General features: G+C 62.9%; 17 protein-coding genes and 1 pseudogene. 12 read left to right on the forward strand and 6 right to left on the reverse strand.

The window, feature by feature from the left end:
* The first annotated feature begins 6 nt into the window (after positions 1 to 6).
* The 7 genes from D3242_RS00065 (at position 7) to D3242_RS00095 (ending at position 7,423) form a co-directional block, all read left to right on the forward strand.
* Positions 7 to 777 (forward strand): glutamine amidotransferase, encoded by a 771-nt coding sequence (locus D3242_RS00065; protein WP_038645574.1) that lies wholly within the window; start codon positions 7 to 9, stop codon positions 775 to 777.
* Between the two features lie 2 nt (positions 778 to 779).
* A complete protein-coding gene (locus D3242_RS00070) occupies positions 780 to 1,691 on the forward strand; it encodes a ribokinase (RefSeq protein ID WP_064982919.1) in 912 nt (303 codons plus the stop codon).
* On the forward strand, positions 1,688 to 2,533 hold the full coding sequence (locus D3242_RS00075) for a BtpA/SgcQ family protein (RefSeq protein WP_064982921.1): 846 nt from the start codon (positions 1,688 to 1,690) through the stop codon (positions 2,531 to 2,533). The genes D3242_RS00070 and D3242_RS00075 overlap by 4 nt, the downstream gene beginning before the upstream one ends.
* On the forward strand, positions 2,530 to 3,774 hold the full coding sequence (locus D3242_RS00080) for a Zn-dependent hydrolase (protein WP_064982923.1): 1,245 nt from the start codon (positions 2,530 to 2,532) through the stop codon (positions 3,772 to 3,774). Before D3242_RS00075 ends, D3242_RS00080 begins: the two co-directional genes overlap by 4 nt.
* 237 nt (positions 3,775 to 4,011) lie before the next feature.
* Positions 4,012 to 6,165 (forward strand): transglycosylase domain-containing protein, encoded by a 2,154-nt coding sequence (locus D3242_RS00085; protein ID WP_064982924.1) that lies wholly within the window; start codon positions 4,012 to 4,014, stop codon positions 6,163 to 6,165.
* Between the two features lie 111 nt (positions 6,166 to 6,276).
* On the forward strand, positions 6,277 to 6,861 hold the full coding sequence (locus D3242_RS00090; RefSeq protein WP_064982926.1) for a DUF1214 domain-containing protein: 585 nt from the start codon (positions 6,277 to 6,279) through the stop codon (positions 6,859 to 6,861).
* Complete coding sequence (locus D3242_RS00095) at positions 6,854 to 7,423, forward strand: DUF1254 domain-containing protein (RefSeq protein ID WP_038645568.1); 570 nt, start codon at positions 6,854 to 6,856, stop codon at positions 7,421 to 7,423. Before D3242_RS00090 ends, D3242_RS00095 begins: the two co-directional genes overlap by 8 nt.
* Positions 7,424 to 7,474: 51 nt before the next feature.
* Here D3242_RS00095 and D3242_RS00100 read toward each other — a convergent pair whose 3' ends face one another.
* Positions 7,475 to 7,660 (reverse strand): hypothetical protein, encoded by a 186-nt coding sequence (locus D3242_RS00100; protein ID WP_056563609.1) that lies wholly within the window; start codon positions 7,658 to 7,660, stop codon positions 7,475 to 7,477.
* A gap of 210 nt (positions 7,661 to 7,870) precedes the next feature.
* Here D3242_RS00100 and D3242_RS00105 point away from each other — a divergent pair, with 210 nt between their 5' ends.
* The gene (locus D3242_RS00105; protein WP_064982928.1) at positions 7,871 to 8,905 is read left to right on the forward strand and encodes a DUF2336 domain-containing protein; all 1,035 of its coding nucleotides are present in this window, start codon (positions 7,871 to 7,873) and stop codon (positions 8,903 to 8,905) included.
* Here the strand turns inward: D3242_RS00105 and D3242_RS00110 are convergent.
* From D3242_RS00110 to D3242_RS00120, 3 genes are all read right to left on the reverse strand, one after another.
* Positions 8,883 to 9,230 (reverse strand): DUF1491 family protein, encoded by a 348-nt coding sequence (locus D3242_RS00110; protein ID WP_019857119.1) that lies wholly within the window; start codon positions 9,228 to 9,230, stop codon positions 8,883 to 8,885. The genes D3242_RS00105 and D3242_RS00110 overlap by 23 nt on opposite strands.
* A gap of 207 nt (positions 9,231 to 9,437) precedes the next feature.
* Positions 9,438 to 10,250, reverse strand: a complete 813-nt coding sequence (locus tag D3242_RS00115; RefSeq protein ID WP_064982929.1) for a peptidoglycan-binding domain-containing protein — start codon at positions 10,248 to 10,250, stop codon at positions 9,438 to 9,440.
* Positions 10,225 to 11,988, reverse strand: a complete 1,764-nt coding sequence (locus tag D3242_RS00120; protein WP_064983550.1) for a sensor histidine kinase — start codon at positions 11,986 to 11,988, stop codon at positions 10,225 to 10,227. The genes D3242_RS00115 and D3242_RS00120 overlap by 26 nt, the downstream gene beginning before the upstream one ends.
* A 532-nt stretch (positions 11,989 to 12,520) precedes the next feature.
* Between D3242_RS00120 and D3242_RS00125 the strand changes: the two genes are divergently transcribed.
* The gene (locus D3242_RS00125; protein WP_019857116.1) at positions 12,521 to 12,871 is read left to right on the forward strand and encodes a DUF5330 domain-containing protein; all 351 of its coding nucleotides are present in this window, start codon (positions 12,521 to 12,523) and stop codon (positions 12,869 to 12,871) included.
* 100 nt (positions 12,872 to 12,971) lie between these two features.
* On the forward strand, positions 12,972 to 13,400 hold the full coding sequence (locus D3242_RS00130) for a SufE family protein (RefSeq protein WP_019857115.1): 429 nt from the start codon (positions 12,972 to 12,974) through the stop codon (positions 13,398 to 13,400).
* An 82-nt stretch (positions 13,401 to 13,482) separates the two neighbouring features.
* Here the strand turns inward: D3242_RS00130 and D3242_RS00135 are convergent, their stop codons facing one another.
* Both D3242_RS00135 and D3242_RS00140 read right to left on the reverse strand, forming a co-directional pair.
* Entirely contained in the window at positions 13,483 to 13,908 is a 426-nt protein-coding gene (locus D3242_RS00135) for a Ros/MucR family transcriptional regulator (RefSeq protein WP_019857114.1), read from the reverse strand.
* Between the two features lie 428 nt (positions 13,909 to 14,336).
* Positions 14,337 to 14,722: pseudogene (locus D3242_RS00140) on the reverse strand (SH3 domain-containing protein).
* A gap of 114 nt (positions 14,723 to 14,836) precedes the next feature.
* On the opposite strand from D3242_RS00140, the gene D3242_RS00145 reads away from it, so the two are divergent.
* Both D3242_RS00145 and D3242_RS00150 read left to right on the forward strand, forming a co-directional pair.
* Positions 14,837 to 16,960, forward strand: a complete 2,124-nt coding sequence (locus D3242_RS00145; protein WP_064982931.1) for a S9 family peptidase — start codon at positions 14,837 to 14,839, stop codon at positions 16,958 to 16,960.
* A complete protein-coding gene (locus D3242_RS00150; protein ID WP_064982933.1) occupies positions 16,957 to 17,583 on the forward strand; it encodes a LysE family translocator in 627 nt (208 codons plus the stop codon). The genes D3242_RS00145 and D3242_RS00150 overlap by 4 nt, the downstream gene beginning before the upstream one ends.
* Positions 17,584 to 17,652 lie beyond the last annotated feature (69 nt).

Here is a 17,652-nt window from a genome sequence, read left to right on the forward strand (position 1 = left end):
GTTTACATGTCCAGGAAGAAAGTTCTTCTCGCCGGCGAGTCCTGGGTCTCGACCGCGACCCACATCAAGGGCTTCGACCAGTTTCCGACCGTGACCTATCACACCGGCGCCGATGAACTGCTGGCGGCGTTGAAGGATGGCCCGTTCGATGTCACCTTCATGCCGGCGCACGAAGCGCAGCGGAATTTTCCCCAGACCATGGAGACGCTTTCGGCCTATGACGCCGTGGTGCTTTCCGACCTTGGCGCCAATACGCTGTTGCTTCACCCCGACACCTGGGTCCACTCCAAGCCGACGCCGAACCGGCTGCGGCTGCTGCGCGACTATGTCGGCAATGGCGGCGGCCTCCTGATGTTCGGCGGCTACTACAGCTTCCAGGGCATCAACGGCGGCGCACGCTACCACAAGACGCCGGTCGAGGACGTTCTGCCGGTGACCTGCCTGCCGGTGGACGATCGCGTCGAGGTGCCCGAGGGCTATGCGCCGGTCGTTGTCGGCCCCCAGAGCCATCCAATCTTGAAGGGCCTGGGCAAGGATTGGCCGATCCTGCTCGGCTTCAACGAGGTCACGGTCAAGGAGGGCGCCGAAGTCCTCGCCACCGTGTCTTCCGACTACCGTTCCATGCCCCTGCTGGTGACCGGCAAATATGGCAAGGGCCGCACCGTCGCCTGGACATCGGATGTCGGGCCACACTGGCTGCCGCCGGGCTTCATCGCCTGGAATGGCTACAAGACACTCTTCGAACAGATGCTGGGCTGGGCGACAGCCAGGGATTAGCCATGCGCGTCCATGTCGTCGGCAATGTCTGCGTCGATACGACGTTTCAGCTGGGCCGCTTTCCGCGGCCGGGCGAGACGTTGAACGCGTCCAGTCATATTGACGGACTTGGCGGCAAAGGGGCGAACCAGGCGGTGGCCGCCGCCCGCACCGGAGCCGATGTCCGCTTCCACGCGGCGATCGGCGACGACGCCGCCGGCCTTTGGATACGGGAACAGTTGAGCCGCGACCTCGACGCCAGCCATCTGACGATGCTGGCACTACCCAGCGACCGGTCGACGATCATCGTCGATGTGCGGGGCGAAAACCTCATCGTCACCGGCGCCAGCTGCGCCGCCGCCTTCGATCCGCTGGCCGACGGCGGTTTCGCGACGTCGATCGAACGCGGCGACATTGTGGTGATGCAAGGCAATCTTCTTCCCGATGTAACGACAGCCTGCCTGCAAGCGGCGCGCAGCGCGGGCGCCATGACGATCCTCAATCCAAGTCCGCTTGCGGTGGGTTCGACACCGTGTATGGACGCCGTCAGCCTCGCTGTCGTCAACGCAGGCGAAGCAGAGCAACTGACCGGAACCGGCGATGCAGCCGCGGCGGCCCGCGAATTGATCCGTCAAGGCGCCGACAGCGCGATCGTGACGCTTGGTGCGGCCGGCTGCCTGGTTGCCGACCGCGAAGGACGGATCGACCGGTTCGCGGCGCCCAAAGTGGACGTGGTGGACACCAGCGGCGCGGGCGATGTCTTTTGCGGCTGCCTCGCAGGCTGCCTTGCGGCTGGCATCAGCCTCGCCGCGGCCGCGCGGATCGCGGTACGAGCCGCGGCCATTTCGGTCGGTCGCCCCGGCACGCTCGGCTCCTGCCCCGACAGGCAGGAGATGAAGATACTCATGGAAACGACGGAAGCGGAAACCGCATGACAACATCCCCCAACTCCATCGGCTCCAAGCAGGGCGCCGACGCGCTGCAGTCGATCTTCAACAGAAGGAAAGTGGTCATCGGCGTCGTTCATCTGGCGCCCTTGCCGGGCGCGCCGCGCTACGATGGCGAGGCGGTCGAGACCATCTACCAGCGCGGCCTCGACGATGCCAAGGCCTATCTCGATGGCGGTTGCGACGGCGTGATCGTCGAAAACCATGGCGACGTGCCCTTCGCCAAGCCGGACGATATCGGCCCAGAGACCTCCGCTTACATGTCCGTCGTCTCCGACCGCATCCGCAGGGAACTCGGCCGGCCGATCGGCATCAATGTGCTCGCCAATGCCTCCATCCCCGCGCTGTCGATCGCCAGCGCCTCGGGTGCCTCCTTCGTGCGCGTCAATCAGTGGGCGAACGCCTATGTCGCCAATGAGGGCTTTATCGAAGGCGAGGCGGCGCGCGCCATGCGCTTCCGTGCCAGGCTTCGCGCCAACGGCATCCGCATCTTCGCCGATGCCCATGTCAAGCATGGCGCCCATGCGATCGTCGGCGACCGGCCGGTCGAGGAACAGGTCAAGGACCTGGTGTTCTTCGATGCCGATGCGGTGATCGCCACCGGTCAGCGCACCGGCCACGCCGCCGACCTCGGCTATATCAGGATGATCAAGGAGGCCGCCGGGTTGCCGACGCTTGTCGGCAGCGGCGTGACGCCCGAAAATGCCAACGACATTCTCGACATTGTCGACGGCGTCATCGTGGCCAGCTCGCTGAAACATGATGGCGTCTGGTGGAATCAAGTCGATCCGCTGCGGGTGAAGGCCTTCATCAGCGGCCTCAAGCGATGAGTTTGACGCCTCGGATCGACGGCGACAGACTGCTCGGGCGGCTTGATGCTTTCGCTGGGATCGGGGCGACACCAGCCGGCGGTGTCAACCGGCAGGCGTTCAGCGTCGAGGATCGCAGGGCCCGGCGCCTCCTGGCTGAGCTGGCGCTGGAGCGTGGCTTCACGGTCTTTCAGGACGGTATCGCGAACCTCTTCATTCGCCGCGAGGGTACGGATGCCACGCTGCCACCGCTCCTGATCGGCAGCCATCTCGACAGCCAGCCGACAGGCGGCCGCTTCGACGGTGCGCTCGGCACGCTTTGCGCCTTCGAGGTGCTCGAAGCGCTGGAGGACGCACAGGCTGAAACCCGAATGCCGGTCGAGGTCGTCGCCTGGGCCAATGAAGAAGGCAGCCGCTTCGCGCCGGGCGTCATGGGCTCCATGGCTTTCACAGGCGCGGATGCCGCTACGTGGAAATCCGTTGTCGGCGCCGACGGTGCGCTCCTCGCGGCTGAGCTGGACGCGACGATCACCGCCTTGCCGGAGGCTGCCCTCCGTCCAACCGGCATACCGATATCAGGCTATATCGAGCTCCACATCGAACAGGGGCCATCGCTGGAAAAGGAGCAGTTGCCGATCGGTGTCGTGACCGCCGTCCAGGGTACGCGCTGGCTGGAAGTCACGACCCAGGGCACGGCCGGTCATGCGGGCACGACAGACCTTGCCTACCGCAGGGATCCGATGGTCGCAGCGATTGCCGCGATCCACAGGCTGCAGACGACAATCATGCCGCTCGACAGCAGCGCGCGGCTGACGGTGGGCCGGATCGCCGCCAGGCCGGGATCGATCAACGCCATACCGCAATCGGTGGCCTTCACCGTCGATATCAGGCATCCGCTGGCAGAGCAGCTCGATGTCATAGAGACCGAGGTCCGCCAGGTCTGCGCGGCGGAAGCAGAGGCCCAGCATTGCACGGCAATGATCAAACGATCGTTCGACATGCCCGGGGCGGCCTTCTCGCCCGATATGGTCAACCTCGTCGAGGAGGCCGTCAATTCCCTGGGACTTCCGCACAAGCAGATGATATCGGGCGCTTTCCATGATGCGCTGTTTCTCGCCCGTGTCGCGCCTGCCGCAATGATCTTCGTGCCATGCCGTGACGGGCTTAGCCACAACGAGGCGGAGTATGTGGAACCTGACGACGCAGTGATCGGCGCATGCGTTCTGCTGCGGACGGCCATCATGGCCGCCTCGCCGCGATGACCATTCATAGCACCCGTCTCTGACAGGCTGATCACAGTCAGCCTACCAAACGCGGTTTCGAGGTGGCGACCGTCGCCGATCATGGTTGCCCCTGCCCCTCGTCGACAAACCTTGCAGCTGTGTCCTCGCAGCCCTTGTGGGCACCCATAAAATGGATGAATAGTCAGGACAGGGCGCCGCCCTGAAATTGCCGGCTTGCGGTTTTCAGGTCACGCCACAGCCGAGCCGGGTTTTTGAATGGTCAGCCCTGAACCGCGCAAGAGAAGAGGTCCGATCGCGTCGCGCCTTCTGGCGCTGGACGCCTGGATCGATTCCTCGCTCTATGAGATCGGGTTCAAGGCGCGGCAGTTCTGGGAGGCCGCAACGATCTTCTCGCGGCGCTTCCGTCTCAAGGGCTGGCGGCGTGGCATCATCGAGATTTTGAGCGAAGGTTTCACGCTCGGCGCCGGCGGCATCGTGGTGATGCTGGCGCTGGCCATTCCGGCGTTCCAGGATACGGCCGGTGACTGGCGCGCCCAAGGCGATTTCGCCGTCACCTTCCTCGACCGCTATGGCAACGAGATCGGCCAGCGCGGCATCATCCAGCGCGATTCCGTGCCGGTCGACGAGATGCCCGATCACGTCATCAAGGCAGTGCTGGCCACCGAGGACCGACGCTTCTTCGACCACTACGGCATCGACGTACTCGGCCTGTCACGCGCGATCTTCGAGAATGTGCGGGCGAATTCCGTCGTCCAGGGCGGCTCGAGCATCACCCAGCAGCTGGCCAAGAACCTGTTCCTGACCAATGAGCGCACCTTCGAGCGCAAGATCAAGGAAGCCTTCCTGTCGCTGTGGCTCGAAGCCAATCTGTCGAAAAAGGAAATCCTGCAACTCTATCTCGACCGCGCCTATATGGGCGGCGGCACCTTCGGCATCGAGGCGGCGGCGGACTTCTATTTCGGCAAGAGCGTCAAGGACTTGAACCTGGCCGAAGCGGCGATGCTGGCCGGCCTGTTCAAGGCACCGACCAAATACGCCCCGCACATCAACCTGCCGGCAGCGCGCGCCCGCGCCAATGTGGTGCTGTCGAACCTGGTCGATTCCGGCTTCATGACCGAAGGCCAGGTGCTGCAGGCAAGGCTGCATCCGGCCGACGTCGTCGACCGCGGCGAACAGAAGAGCCCCGATTATTTCCTCGACTGGGCCTTCGACGAGGTCAAGAAGATCGCCAAGCCCGGCCAGCATTCGCTGGTTGCCCATACCACCTTCGACGCCAACATCCAGAAGGCGGCGGAAGAGTCCGTCGAGTTCCACCTGCGCCAGTTCGGCAAGGAGTACAACGTCACCGAAGGTGCCGTTGTGGTCATCGAGACCAATGGCGCGGTCCGCGCCATCGTCGGCGGCCGCGACTACGGCGCCAGCCAGTTCAACCGCGCCACCAAGGCGCTGCGCCAGACCGGCTCGTCCTTCAAACCCTATGTCTACGCCACGGCGATGGAACACGGCTTCACGCCCAACTCCATCATTTCCGGCGGGCCAATCAGCTGGGGCAACTGGTCACCGCACAATTACAGCGGCGAATCAGCCGGCAACATCACGCTGATCATGGCGATGGCCAAGTCGATCAACACCGTCCCGGTGCGGCTGGCCAAGGACCATCTCGGCATCGCGCCGATCAAGGCGATGGCTGAGGCGATGGGCGTGGAATCGCCGCTAGAGGCACACAAGACGATGGTGCTCGGCACTTCGGGCATGACCGTGATGGACCAGGCGACGGGCTACAGCGTGTTCGCCCAAAACGGCTTCGTCGGCTCCCGGCACGGCTTCACCCAGCTCGTCACCCGCACCGGCGACGTAGTCTATGACTGGACCAAGGATGCGCCGCCGCCGCACCGGGTGCTGTCCGAGCAGGCGCTGAAATCCATGAACACCATGCTGGCGGCCGTGCCGGTGATGGGCACGGCGCGGCGCGCGCAAATTCCCAACATCGTCGTCGCCGGCAAGACCGGCACGACGCAATCCTATCGTGATGCCTGGTTCGTCGGCTTCACCGGCAACTACACGGCGGCCGTGTGGCTGGGCAATGATGATTTCACCCCGACCAAGAACATGACCGGCGGCTCGCTGCCGGCGATGGTGTGGCAACGCCTGATGGTCTACGCGCACCAGAACATCGACCTGAAGCCGATCCCCGGCATCGACAAACCTTTCGTCGACGAGGATATCGCGGCCAAGGCCGCGGAAGCGCAGAAGAAGAGCGAGGAACAGGCCGCGGCCGACGCGGCCGCCGAACGCCCTGCGGTGCTGTCCGGCCGGACCACGCAGACGCTGAGGGACATGACGCAGCTGTTCCAATCCGCACCCAAACTCAACGCCGCCGCCTCGCCCGAAACGCTCTCGGCGCTGTGACTTCGGCCTCGGCGCGGACCAAGCCAACAGGCAAATCCATCACGCCCGCTTGCCACAGGGCCCCGCGCCGCGATATCCCCGAACGGCAATCCTTCGCGCACGCGGCCCTTCATGCTCAAGAACGCCTTCCTGATGCTGCTTTCGCTTGCCATAGCCATTGGCGGCGGCGGCGCCAGCGTCTGGTATGCGCTGAAGATCCAGGACGGCGTCGGCGCCATCCGCATCGGCCAATGGACGGCCTTCCCCGATATCGGCACTCCAGCAGCCGACCCCTACTCGAAGGCCCGCGTGGCGCGCGAGGGCGTGCTTGCACTCGGCCGCGCCGAAGGCCTGTCCTTCGTCGCCGAAAATGACGCTGCCGGCGACCAGCTCAAGCGGGAATGCAGCTACAGGATAGAGGGCGGATTCCCGACCGCCCGCTTCTGGACGCTCTACGCCGCCGATCAATCGCTCGGCGTCGTCGAGACCGGCAAGCCGCGGCTTGCCGCGCTTCAATCCTACCAGTTGCTGCGCCAGGCCGACAATTCGGTGACCATCTCGGTCGGCCATCACCCCATGCCCGGCAATTGGCTTCTGACCGACGGTTCTGGACGGATGTATTTCGTCCTGACCTTCTACGACACGCCGATCGCCAGCAGCACCGGCCTGTCGGACGTCTCGCTGCCCAGGATCGTGAAGGCCGGCTGCGATGCGTAATGTCCTGGCCACGCTGCGCCGTCTTTTCCACGCTGTGCTGCTCGGCCTGGTCGGCGCCGGCATTGTCCACATCGTGGTGCTGCTTCTGGTGCCGGAATTTTCGGAACGCGATGCCTGGTCGCGATTGTCCATGGCGTCCGATCTCTACCGGATGAACCGGCTCGATGCCGAGGCGGGCGGCGCGCCGGTGGTGAAATCGGTCGACCCGCTGTTCTACGCCACGGCCTGCCGGTTCGACCTCGAGGAAGGCATGGTCCGCATCAAGGCGCCGGGGAACGTCCCCTTCTGGTCGGTGTCGGTCTATGACCGCAACGGCCACAACATCTATTCCTTCAACGACCATACGGCGACCGGCGGCAAGCTCGATGCCGTGGTGCTGACGCCGGCGCAGATGATCGACGTGCGCAAGGATTTGCCCGAGGATCTGCAGGGGGCGATCTTCGTCGAAGCACCGATCGACGAGGGCATCTTCGTCATCCGCAGCTTCGTCCCGGACGACAGCTGGAAGCCGATCGTGTCACGCTTTCTCGACCAGAGTTCCTGCGAGCTGCAGGATTTCTAGACCAATAGCCAGAGGCCCAGATCTAGTAGCCTGACGGAACGGACCAAGGCTTCAGTGGTGCGGCACCGGCGTCCGTGGCGATCCCGGCTTGTCGGGCCCGGCAGGCCGAGCTTCCCCGGTGCTGGACCGCTCATAGCGGATGCCTGGAAAGATGATCACCGCCGCCGGTATTTCGGTGGTTTGCTTGGCTCGATTGGTCGGTGCCGCACGCGGCACGAAAGACAGTACCATGCCCATGATTCGCGCATTCCTCTCGGTTTCCCCGGAGCACAACGCAACGCCTCCAAATATCATTAAGGCCGGCAGAGGGTTAACGGAGCGCTAACGGATCACCGCTAACTTGATCTTTGTCTTGAGGTCAGCAGGTTCTGACCAGGGCAATCGCTCAACCGACACAGTCCCGGTTGAGCGTGGTCAAGGCTGTGTATCGAGTATCGGGTATCCTTCGTGTCATCTTCGGACTTCAGGCAAATCGCGATACGGACGGAATCGGGCAAGGCGGAAAGGCTGTTCCGCGCCGCGGTGTCGGCATTCTGCTCGCTGACCCGCCCGTCACGCCGCGAGATCGGCCAGCTCGAAGACCTGACGCTGCCGCTGTTCGACGATGTGTCCGTCGAATCGCGACGCTACGTCGCTGCCGCCCTTTCCGAATGCGAATATGCCCCTGCGGCGCTCGTGCGGCGCCTCTGCGAGGAACCGGTCGACATTGCCGCGCCGCTGCTGATCCGTTCGCGCGCCGTCAGCGATATCGACCTCATCGCGCTGATCGGCCGGCACGGGCTGCCGCACGCGCGCGCCATAGCGCGCCGCAAGGACCTGAACCCGACCATCGCCGATCTGATCCGGGCGCTCGAACGGCCGACACTGGTGCGGGTACGGGAACCGGACGTGCAAGCCCCCGCGGCGCCAACCGTCGCAGCCGTGAATGCGGAAGCTGCCGAGGACAGTGCTTCAAGCCAACAGTCTCCCGGCATTGCCGCCGAGAATGCCCGGCGCAGGCTGCGCTCGATGATGCGTACCGGCGACGAAGCGTCGACAGCGAAGGTCGATGCGTTCCCCGCCTCTGATACCTATGTCAAACTGCGCGAGACGGCGCTGACGGGAAACGCCGCCTTCTTCCAGACCGCGCTTGCGGACGCGCTCGACATTGATTTCTCGACCGCGCGCTCGCTGACTGCCAGCCAGAACTATGCCTCACTGCTCGCGGCGCTACGATCGCTCGACTTCAGCGAGGACAGGGCCTTCCTGATCACCGTCGCCATCTACCCCAGCCTGTTCCCGCATCCGCAGGCCATCCGCACCTATCTCGACCGCTACCGCCTGCTGCATCGCGATGTGGCTCTGGACAGGGTGCGGGGATGGAAAGCCGAGGCCCTCTCCAGGATGGTTCGCGATGCGTCGCCCGCAAACAGCGACAGCCGCAAGGCATCGGACTGCGACGAAGCCTCAGCCCCTGCCCTCAAGGCGTCTTCACGGAAATAAGCTCCTCGACGGGAACGGTGCCGGCCTCGATCTCCACCACCCAGATGTCGGGATCGAACTTCTTTTCCCTCTCGAGACGGGCATCGAGCACGGCCGGATCGTCTTCGGCGGCGAGAAGGCTGAAGAAACGGTCGTCGGGCTTGGCCGAATCGTAGCTTGTCTGCGGCGCCGGCCCGTAGAGGGCGACGTCACCCAGCCTGCCCCGCGCCAGCACGAAAACAGCACCGGCCTCGGTCGCGCCACGGTTGACCACGGCGGCAAATCCGCCAGCGCCGAAAACGCGGCGCACCAAGGCAGAAACCCACAGATCCGATGTGACGCGCATAAGAAAGCTCCGAAAGCGTGCGGGCTATCTAAAGCAGATGGCCGTTTCAAGGAAACGGCCATCTGCTCTAACTCTTTGTTTTGACGCAATTCCCTAGGGAAAGCGCTACGCGCTTTTCCCGGGAAAACCGTTCAAACTTTTCCTGGAATTGCTTGCCGATAATTCCGCCGCTCGGCGAGCCGTCGTTTCGGCCTCGTTGGCCGGACCTTAATTGGTCAGGCCGATCTCGCGCATCTTGACGTAGACGATCTCGTCGGGCTCGCCGGTCTGCGGCAGGCCGAACAGCGACTGGAATTCCTTGATCGCCGCCTTGGTGCGCGCGCCGACGACACCATCCAACTGCATGTCGTCATTGCCGAACGCCTTGAGCCCGGCCTGGATCTTGACGATGCGGGGGTCGGGTCCCTGGGTCGGGGCGGCATCCGTCTGCCCGGAATTCGTTTGCCCAGAATTTGTCTGACCAGAATTTGTCTGGAGGGACACCGGAACGGCGGCCTGCGTATCCGGGCGCGGCTGCGGTTTGGGCACGGAGGCAGTCTTCGGCGTTGCACCAAGCTGATCGAGCAACAGGGCATCGATCTCGCCGGAAGCGTTGAGGCCGACCTTCTGCTGGTAGGCCTGTATGGCCTTGCGCGTGTTGGGGCCGGAAATGCCGTCGACCGTGCCGGAATAGAAGTCGAGGTCCTTCAATATGCCTTGCACCTGCTCGACCACCGGATCACCCTTCATCGGTGCGGGGGCCGCATTGGGCCGCACGATGTTGATCGTCGTCTCCGGCTCGTCGGAGGCAGTGTGCGGAAAACCCTGGAAATTGCGGGTGGCGAAGAACGCCCCGGCATGCGGGAAAGGCTGATACCACAGCGCATTCGCCGAGACATAGAACAGCGTCACCAGGAATGCCGTCGATCCGCCGACCAGGACCGGATTGCGCGAAATCATCCCGCCGACGGCCATGGCGCCGTCCTGGAAGGCGTTGCTGCGGCGTTTGACCGCCTTAGGCTGTTTTGCGGAGCGAGCCATTTCTGTCCCCTTTCGCCCTCGTCACCGGCATCGTCAGCACCCCTGCCTCGTTCGCCGGACGCCCCTTCGGCCCGTTGACCGGCAGGCTGATGGTCACCGTGGTGCCCTCGCCCGGCATGCTTTCGATCGACATGGTGCCTTCGTGCAGCGCCACCAGCCCCTTCACCAGCGACAGGCCAAGGCCGGTCCCCTCGAAACGGCGCGTATAGTCGTTCTGGATCTGCGTGAAGGGCTTGCCGAGATTGGCGAAATCCTCCTCGGCAATGCCGATGCCGGTGTCCCTGACCCAGAAATGCAGGCGCGAACCGATCCGCTTGGCGCCAACGACGACATCGCCGCCGTCGGGCGTGAACTTGATCGCATTGGAGACGAGATTGATCAGCATCTGCTGCACGGCGCGGCGATCGGCATTGATGTCGCCGGCGTCGGGAGCGATCTGCGTCTGCAAATCGATGTTCTTGGCCTGCGCCTGCAGCCGCATCATCGACTGGCACATCTCGACGGCTTCCATAAACCGGAACGGCTCCGGGTCCGCCGTGTAGGCGCCCGATTCGATCCTCGACACGTCGAGTATGGACGTCACGACAGCCAGAAGATGCTGGCCCGAATCCCGCACCAGGGTGACATATTCCTTCTGGCGCGGATCCTTGAAGGCGCCGAACATCTCATGCAGCAGCATGTCCGAGAAGCCGATGATGGCGTTCAGCGGCGTGCGCAGTTCATGGCTGACCACCGCCAGGAACCGGCCCTTGGCCACTTCCGCGGCTGCCGCCGTCTCATTGGCCTGCGCCAGTTCCTCACGCAGGCGGGCAGTCTCGTCATTCTCGCGCAGCACCAGCGTGAAGACGTCGCTCTGCTCCTCGCCACGCAGCAGTTCGAGCAGGAATGGCCGGTAATTGTCGGCCATCAAGCGACTGTCACTTTGGCGCGTATCATTCTGGCCGTTGCCGTTCTGGGGCAGCCTGACGCGCAATTCGAGGCGGCGCGAGGCAGCACCATCGCGCATATCCGCCAGGGCGCTGAGATAGGAGACACGGTCCGACAGGTGGACACGGTCGAACAAGCCGGTTCCGGAAAGCAGTTCCGGCGGCAATTTCAAAAGCGTGCGTGCCTTGGCGGACGCATCGAGCACCTCGCCATGGCGGGCGACGCGCAGGATCACCGCGTCGATGATGTCTTCCAACCGGTCGCCGGTATCGAGCGTATCGGCCGCACCGGCGCTATCGCGAAACGCCGACAGGCGCGGGATCAGCGTCAGCGCCCAGGCCAGCGGCACCAGCCAATGCCAGGCAGCGATCTGCGCGCCCGCGAAGGGCAAGAAGGCCGCAGCCAGAGGCTGAAGGGCGATGGCGGCAATGGCCGAGACCGCTCCCCACAGGACCGCACGCCGCGAAGCACCGATCCACCAGGCTTCGAAGGGCAGCGCCACGGCAAGCACGGCGACGGGAGAACTCAACCCGCCGGCGGCGGCGATCAGACCGCTAAGCGCAACGGCCGCCATCGCCAGGGCAACCGGTGCCGCCACGGGCATCTTGCCGGTAGCCGCCACCAGCAAGGCGACGAACCAGCACAGACCGAAGGCGGCGAAGATAGCGGCCATGGTCACAGCGGCGCCCATGCCTGATGTGACCAGCGTGACCGCGGCACCCGCGGCGAAGAATGGCGCTGCCAGCATGACACCGATGAAACGGCGTTGGCGCTCGCGGCCGCTCTGCCCGAGAATTGAGGGATGGACCATACGTTCGCAACCGGCGGCAATCGCGCCAGGCAATTCAGCGTATCTGGCCTTGATCGGCATCAACTCAACGCACTCGCACTCGTCGTGAACAGCTCTGCTTTTGCAGATTGTTTTGATTGGCTCCGAAACTCTCATCCAGCGTTTAAGGAATGGATAAGGCAGGGCCGACCAAAGCCCGGCCCGTGGCAAATATCGGGATCGCAGCGGTCGAAAACCCGGGCAAATGCCGCCATAGTAAATGGAGGGTTATCTGCGAACGCCTGCCGTCGCCGGATCATGGACGAGGTGAGAACCGACTAAATTCCAGAAAAATTCAATGGAAACAGCAGGATAAACGGTTATCAAGAGATAACGAAAATCGTCCCGATATGAAACAAATCCATGGCAAAACGCTTCGTTTCGAATTTGCCTAAAATTTGAGGAAAATTGTCGCTGTGCGCGCAAGCCGTCCTTTGTGCCTGTGTGCCAACATCCTGCCCATAAAAGAGGTCATGCCATATGATGCATGATCCGGTCACGACGAGAGGCAGGCATGTTCTTCCTGATAAGAATGGCTTTCTGGTTTTCACTGGTGCTGCTGGCGCTGCCGCTGGGTGTCGGTTCCGACGAGCCGGGGCAGGAAAGCGTCGGGCCGATCCAGGCCCTGTTCGCGGCACGCGACGCGGTGGGCGACATTGCCGGCATCTGCGAGCGCAAGCCCGACGTCTGTGAGACGGGCAAGTCGGCGATGCACACCATCACCGCGCGTGCCAAGGAAACCGCCAAGATCGCGGCCGCCATGCTGGACGACAAGTCCACCGGCCCCGATACCTCGACAATGACGGGCAGCGTGGCGGAAGAGATCGTCCTGCCCGAGACCGTCAACCTGCCGGTCAAGAATTAAGCCGTCTCGACGGCGCACCGCGGGCCGTCTGCCCTCTCGACGCCCGCGGTGTCCTTGTTTTTTCCGTGACGCGGGGCCGCCGCGTGACTATATCCGGATCATGACGACCACGATCCAGACGATCCGCGACGACTTCTCCTTCCTTGACGAATGGGAGGACCGCTATCGTTACGTCATCGAGCTCGGCGAGGCGCTGCCTCCCTTTCCCGATGAAGAGCGCAATGCCGCCAACAAGGTCCCGGGTTGCGTCAGCCAGGTCTGGCTGACCACCGAACAGGGACCGGGCAGCGATCCGGTCGTCACTTTCACGGGGGATTCGGACGCCCATATCGTGCGCGGTCTGGTCGCGATCATGCTGGCGCTGTTTTCCGGACGGACCGCCAGCGAAATCCAGAAAACCGATGCGGAAGCCACGCTGAAGGCACTCGGCCTGGACGAGCACCTGTCGCCGCAGCGCGCCAATGGCCTTCGCTCGATGGTCAAGCGCATCAAGCGCGATGCCGAGATGGCACTCAAGCAGACCGCCTGACGCCCTCCGGCCAGCCTGTTCCCCAAAATCAAACGGCGCCCAAAGGCGCCGTCGATGTCGGGTCGACCTGAGGGAACAGCGACTACCGCGCCTTGCGCTTGCGGCCAAGGCCCATCTTCTTGGCGAGCTGGGAGCGGGCTGCCGCATAGTTCGGAGCAACCATCGGATAGCTCGGGTCGAGATTCCACTTTTCGCGATACTGCTCCGGCGTAAGATCATAGTGGGTCATCAGGTGACGCTTGAGCGACTTGAACTTCTTGCCGTCTTCAAGGCAGACAATGTAGTCGTCATGAACCGAGCGCTTCGGGTTGACAGCCGGCTTCTGCTTGTCGGCGGGGGGCTGTTCGGCGGTTCCGCCCACACGCCCGAGAGCGGCATGGACATCGGATATGAGGTTCGGCAATTCGCCGACCGGCACGGGGTTGTTGCTGACATAGGCGGCCACCACATCGGCGGTCAGCTCGATCAGCGCATCGTTGTTTCTGGAAGGTGTTTCGACAATATCCATGGTCTTCAGGCCCCAACAAGAGTTACGTCGATATGCGCCCTTTTTTACAGGCAGGGCATCGCACGAATTTTGAGCAGGTAGTGTTTCTACGATTCGTGTCGTGGGCACATCAATGCGACCATGGAGCAAGTAAGTCAATTCGCCCTTTGCATTATATTTAGGAAATCTGATCAACTATTCGCCAGTCAGCTTCAATCTTTCGTGCATCATGTAATTTTTCGATATTTCGTTCGCCAAACCGGCACTGCCTGACGTTAGGTCAGCTGATCGTTACATTCGCGATAACTCACAAAGCAATTCTCAATGCTCTGGTTTGCTTTGTCAGGGCGCCGTCAATCTTGGTTGTTCACAACTTTGCACAAAACCATAGGTTGCCGCTCATCTTTTCGCAGACAACGAGGCGACCTGTCCCACCGGCCGCATCACAATCAATCGACGACCGTCAAGCAATACGGGGTGATGTACTTCCCATAGGCCCGGCCGGTGACGAAAGCGCCGTTTTTGGCCGGGTCGTGCCAGACCTCAGACCAGCGATAGCGAACCGTCTGGTGTTGCTTCCATGCCGGCTGATTGGCGATGTCGAGCCGGTTTACGCCGCCGGTGCATCGCCCGGTATCTGCAGGACGGTGCCGTTCGGGTATGCGGCCTGCTTCTGGGAGGTGCCGGACGGATACTTGCGCACGTTGAGCGTGTCGCCGAACGGCACATTGGCCACTTGCCAAGCCGCGAATACGGTCGCATGAGACTGGCCGGCAAAGACCAGAGTCAGCGAAGCGACGGCGAAAGTCGCAGCGATCCGAGATCGAATAGTCATCATCTTCCTCCCGACCCACCTCATGGAGCCGACACCACCTCTAGGTTACGGCCCTTGAACCCACCCTGATCGGCGTGTTCACTCATCATTCAAGATATTCCCAAGCGAGACGCAATGACCAAGACTTCCGGATTTCCGATCGTCAGCCCGCCGACACCGCAGAAGCGGCCGGTTTTCGACACGCATCACGGCATCACGCGAACCGATGAATATGCCTGGCTGCGGGCCGACAACTGGCAGGAGATGTTTCGGGACCCGTCCCTGCTCGATGCGGGCATCCGCGCCGAACTCGAAGCCGAGAATGCCTACCAGTCGAAGCTGATGGCCGACACTTCAGACCTGCGGAAGCAGCTTTTCAAGGAGATGAAGGGCCGCATCAAGGAAGACGATTCTTCCGTTCCGATGAAGGACGGGCCCTATGCCTATGGATCTTCTTTCAAGCTCGGCGGCGAGCAGCCGCGCTATTTCCGCATGCCGCGCGACGGCGGAACCGAGCAGATCCTGCTCGACGGCGACCTCGAGGCGGAAGGCAAGGCGTATTTCCGGCTCGGCGGTGTCGACCATTCGGCTGATCACCGCAGGCTGTTGTGGGCCTTCGACGACAAGGGGTCCGAGTTCTACACGTTGTGCGTGCGCGACCTTGCCGATGGCAAGGACCTGGCGGACCAGATTCCCGCGACAGGCGGCTCGGGCGTATGGGACGCGGGCAATGACGGATTCTTCTACACGCGTCTCGACCCCAACCACCGGCCCTCGAAAGTGCTGTTCCACGCGCTTGGACAAGACCCTGGAACCGACCGCCTGATCTATGAGGAAACCGATCCCGGCTTCTTCATGAATGTCGACGGCACCCGCGACAACCAATGGATCATGATCGGCATCAACGACCACGAGACCTCGGAATATCGGCTGCTGAGCGCCAGCGATCCGTTTGCCGAACCCAGGCTGGTTTGTGCGCGCGAGACCGGCCTTCAATATGAGCTGGAGGAAGGCGGCGACATCTTCTTCATCCTGACCAATGCGGACGGCGCCAAGGACTTCAAGATCATGACGGCGCCGGCAAGCGATCCGGTCCGCGCCAACTGGCAGGAGCTGGTGCCGCATGAACCGGGCCGGCTGATCCTGTCGGTGATCGGCTTCAAGGACCATATGGTCCGGCTTGAGCGCAAGGAGGGCCTGCCGCGCATTGTCGTGCGCGACCGCACCAGTGGCGAAGAGCATCTTCTGTCTCTCGATGAGGAGGCTTTCTCGCTCGGCCTGTCGGGCTCCTATGAATACGACACCGAGATCATGCGCTTTTCCTATTCGTCGATGACGACGCCGGCGCAGGTGTTCGACTACAATATGCGCACTCGCGAACGTGTGCTGCTCAAGACCCAGGAAGTTCCGGCCGGTCATGATGCGGACCATTATGTCACCAGGCGGCTGATGGCGCCCGCCGCCGACGGCGAGCTGGTGCCGATCTCGCTTCTGCACCATCGCGACACGCCGCTCGATGGATCAGCACCTTGCCTGCTTTACGGCTACGGCTCGTACGGCATCACCGTGCCGGCGGCCTTCAACACCAACTGCCTGTCGCTGGTCGACCGCGGCTTCGTCTACGCCATCGCTCATGTGCGCGGCGGCAAGGACAAGGGCTACGGCTGGTACAATGACGGCAAGCGGGCGCACAAGATGAACACGTTTACGGATTTCATCGCCTGTGCGCGCCACCTCGTTGCCGAGCGCTATAGCGCGCATGACCGCATGGTCGCGCAAGGCGGCTCGGCCGGCGGCATGCTGATGGGCGCCATCGCCAATATGGCGCCGGACTGCTTCGGCGGCATCGTCGCCGAGGTTCCCTTCGTCGACGTGCTCACCACCATGCTCGACGCGACCTTGCCGCTGACACCGCCGGAATGGCCGGAATGGGGCAATCCGGTCGCGTCGGCCGACGACTACCGCACCATCGCCGCTTACTCGCCTTACGACAATGTCGCGGCCCTCGACTATCCGCCGATCCTGGCGCTCGCCGGCCTCACCGACCCGCGCGTCACCTATTGGGAGCCGGCCAAATGGGTCGCACGGCTGCGCGACCGCAAGATCGGCGACAATCCGGTGCTGTTCAAGATCAACATGGATTCCGGCCATGCCGGCGCGTCCGGCCGATTTTCAAGGCTGGAGGAGATCGCCTATACCTATTCCTTCGCGCTGAAGGTTACAGGCAAGGCGCAGCTTATTCAGGAGACCCTCCGATGATCGATCTGTCGACATTGATCGCCTACATCGCCGTCGTGCTCGGCTTTGTCTTTATTCCGGGTCCGGCCACGCTGCTGACGATCGCCCGGGCAACGAGTTCGGGAACGAAGGTCGGGATCGCGACCGGCGCCGGGATCGCGGCCGGCGACATTTTTCACACTGTCATGGCGATGCTCGGCATCTCGGCGATCATCGCCACCTCGGCGACGCTGTTCAGCATCGTAAAATATATCGGTGCGGCCTACCTCGTTTATCTCGGCATCCGCGCCATCATTGAGAAAACGCCGGCCGATCCCGCTGCCGGCGCGCTCGCGATCTCGGCTGACAAGGCGTTTCGGCAGGCCGTCCTGACCGAAGTGCTCAACCCCAAGACCGCACTGTTTTTCCTGGCATTCCTGCCTCAGTTCGTACGGCCCGAAGACGGAACGGTGATGCTTCAATTGGCCGTGCTGGGAATTGTCTTCGTCGTGCTCGGCCTTTTCAGCACGATCGTCTTTGCCGTGAGCGCCGGTCGCCTCGGCTCTTTCCTGCGCCGAAATCCGACCGTGCTGAAATGGCAGGGCAAGGTTGTCGGCGGAATCTACTGTGCCTTGGGCGTGCGCCTGGCCTTGCAGCAACGCTGAGGCTCCGGACAGCACGTTCACTTTTGGGTTCAGCGATCATGACTTTTTGAATTCCGCATTGCTCATTTC

Origin of the sequence: Mesorhizobium jarvisii (genome assembly GCF_003601985.1) — a bacterium.
Lineage (GTDB): Bacteria > Pseudomonadota > Alphaproteobacteria > Rhizobiales > Rhizobiaceae > Mesorhizobium > Mesorhizobium jarvisii.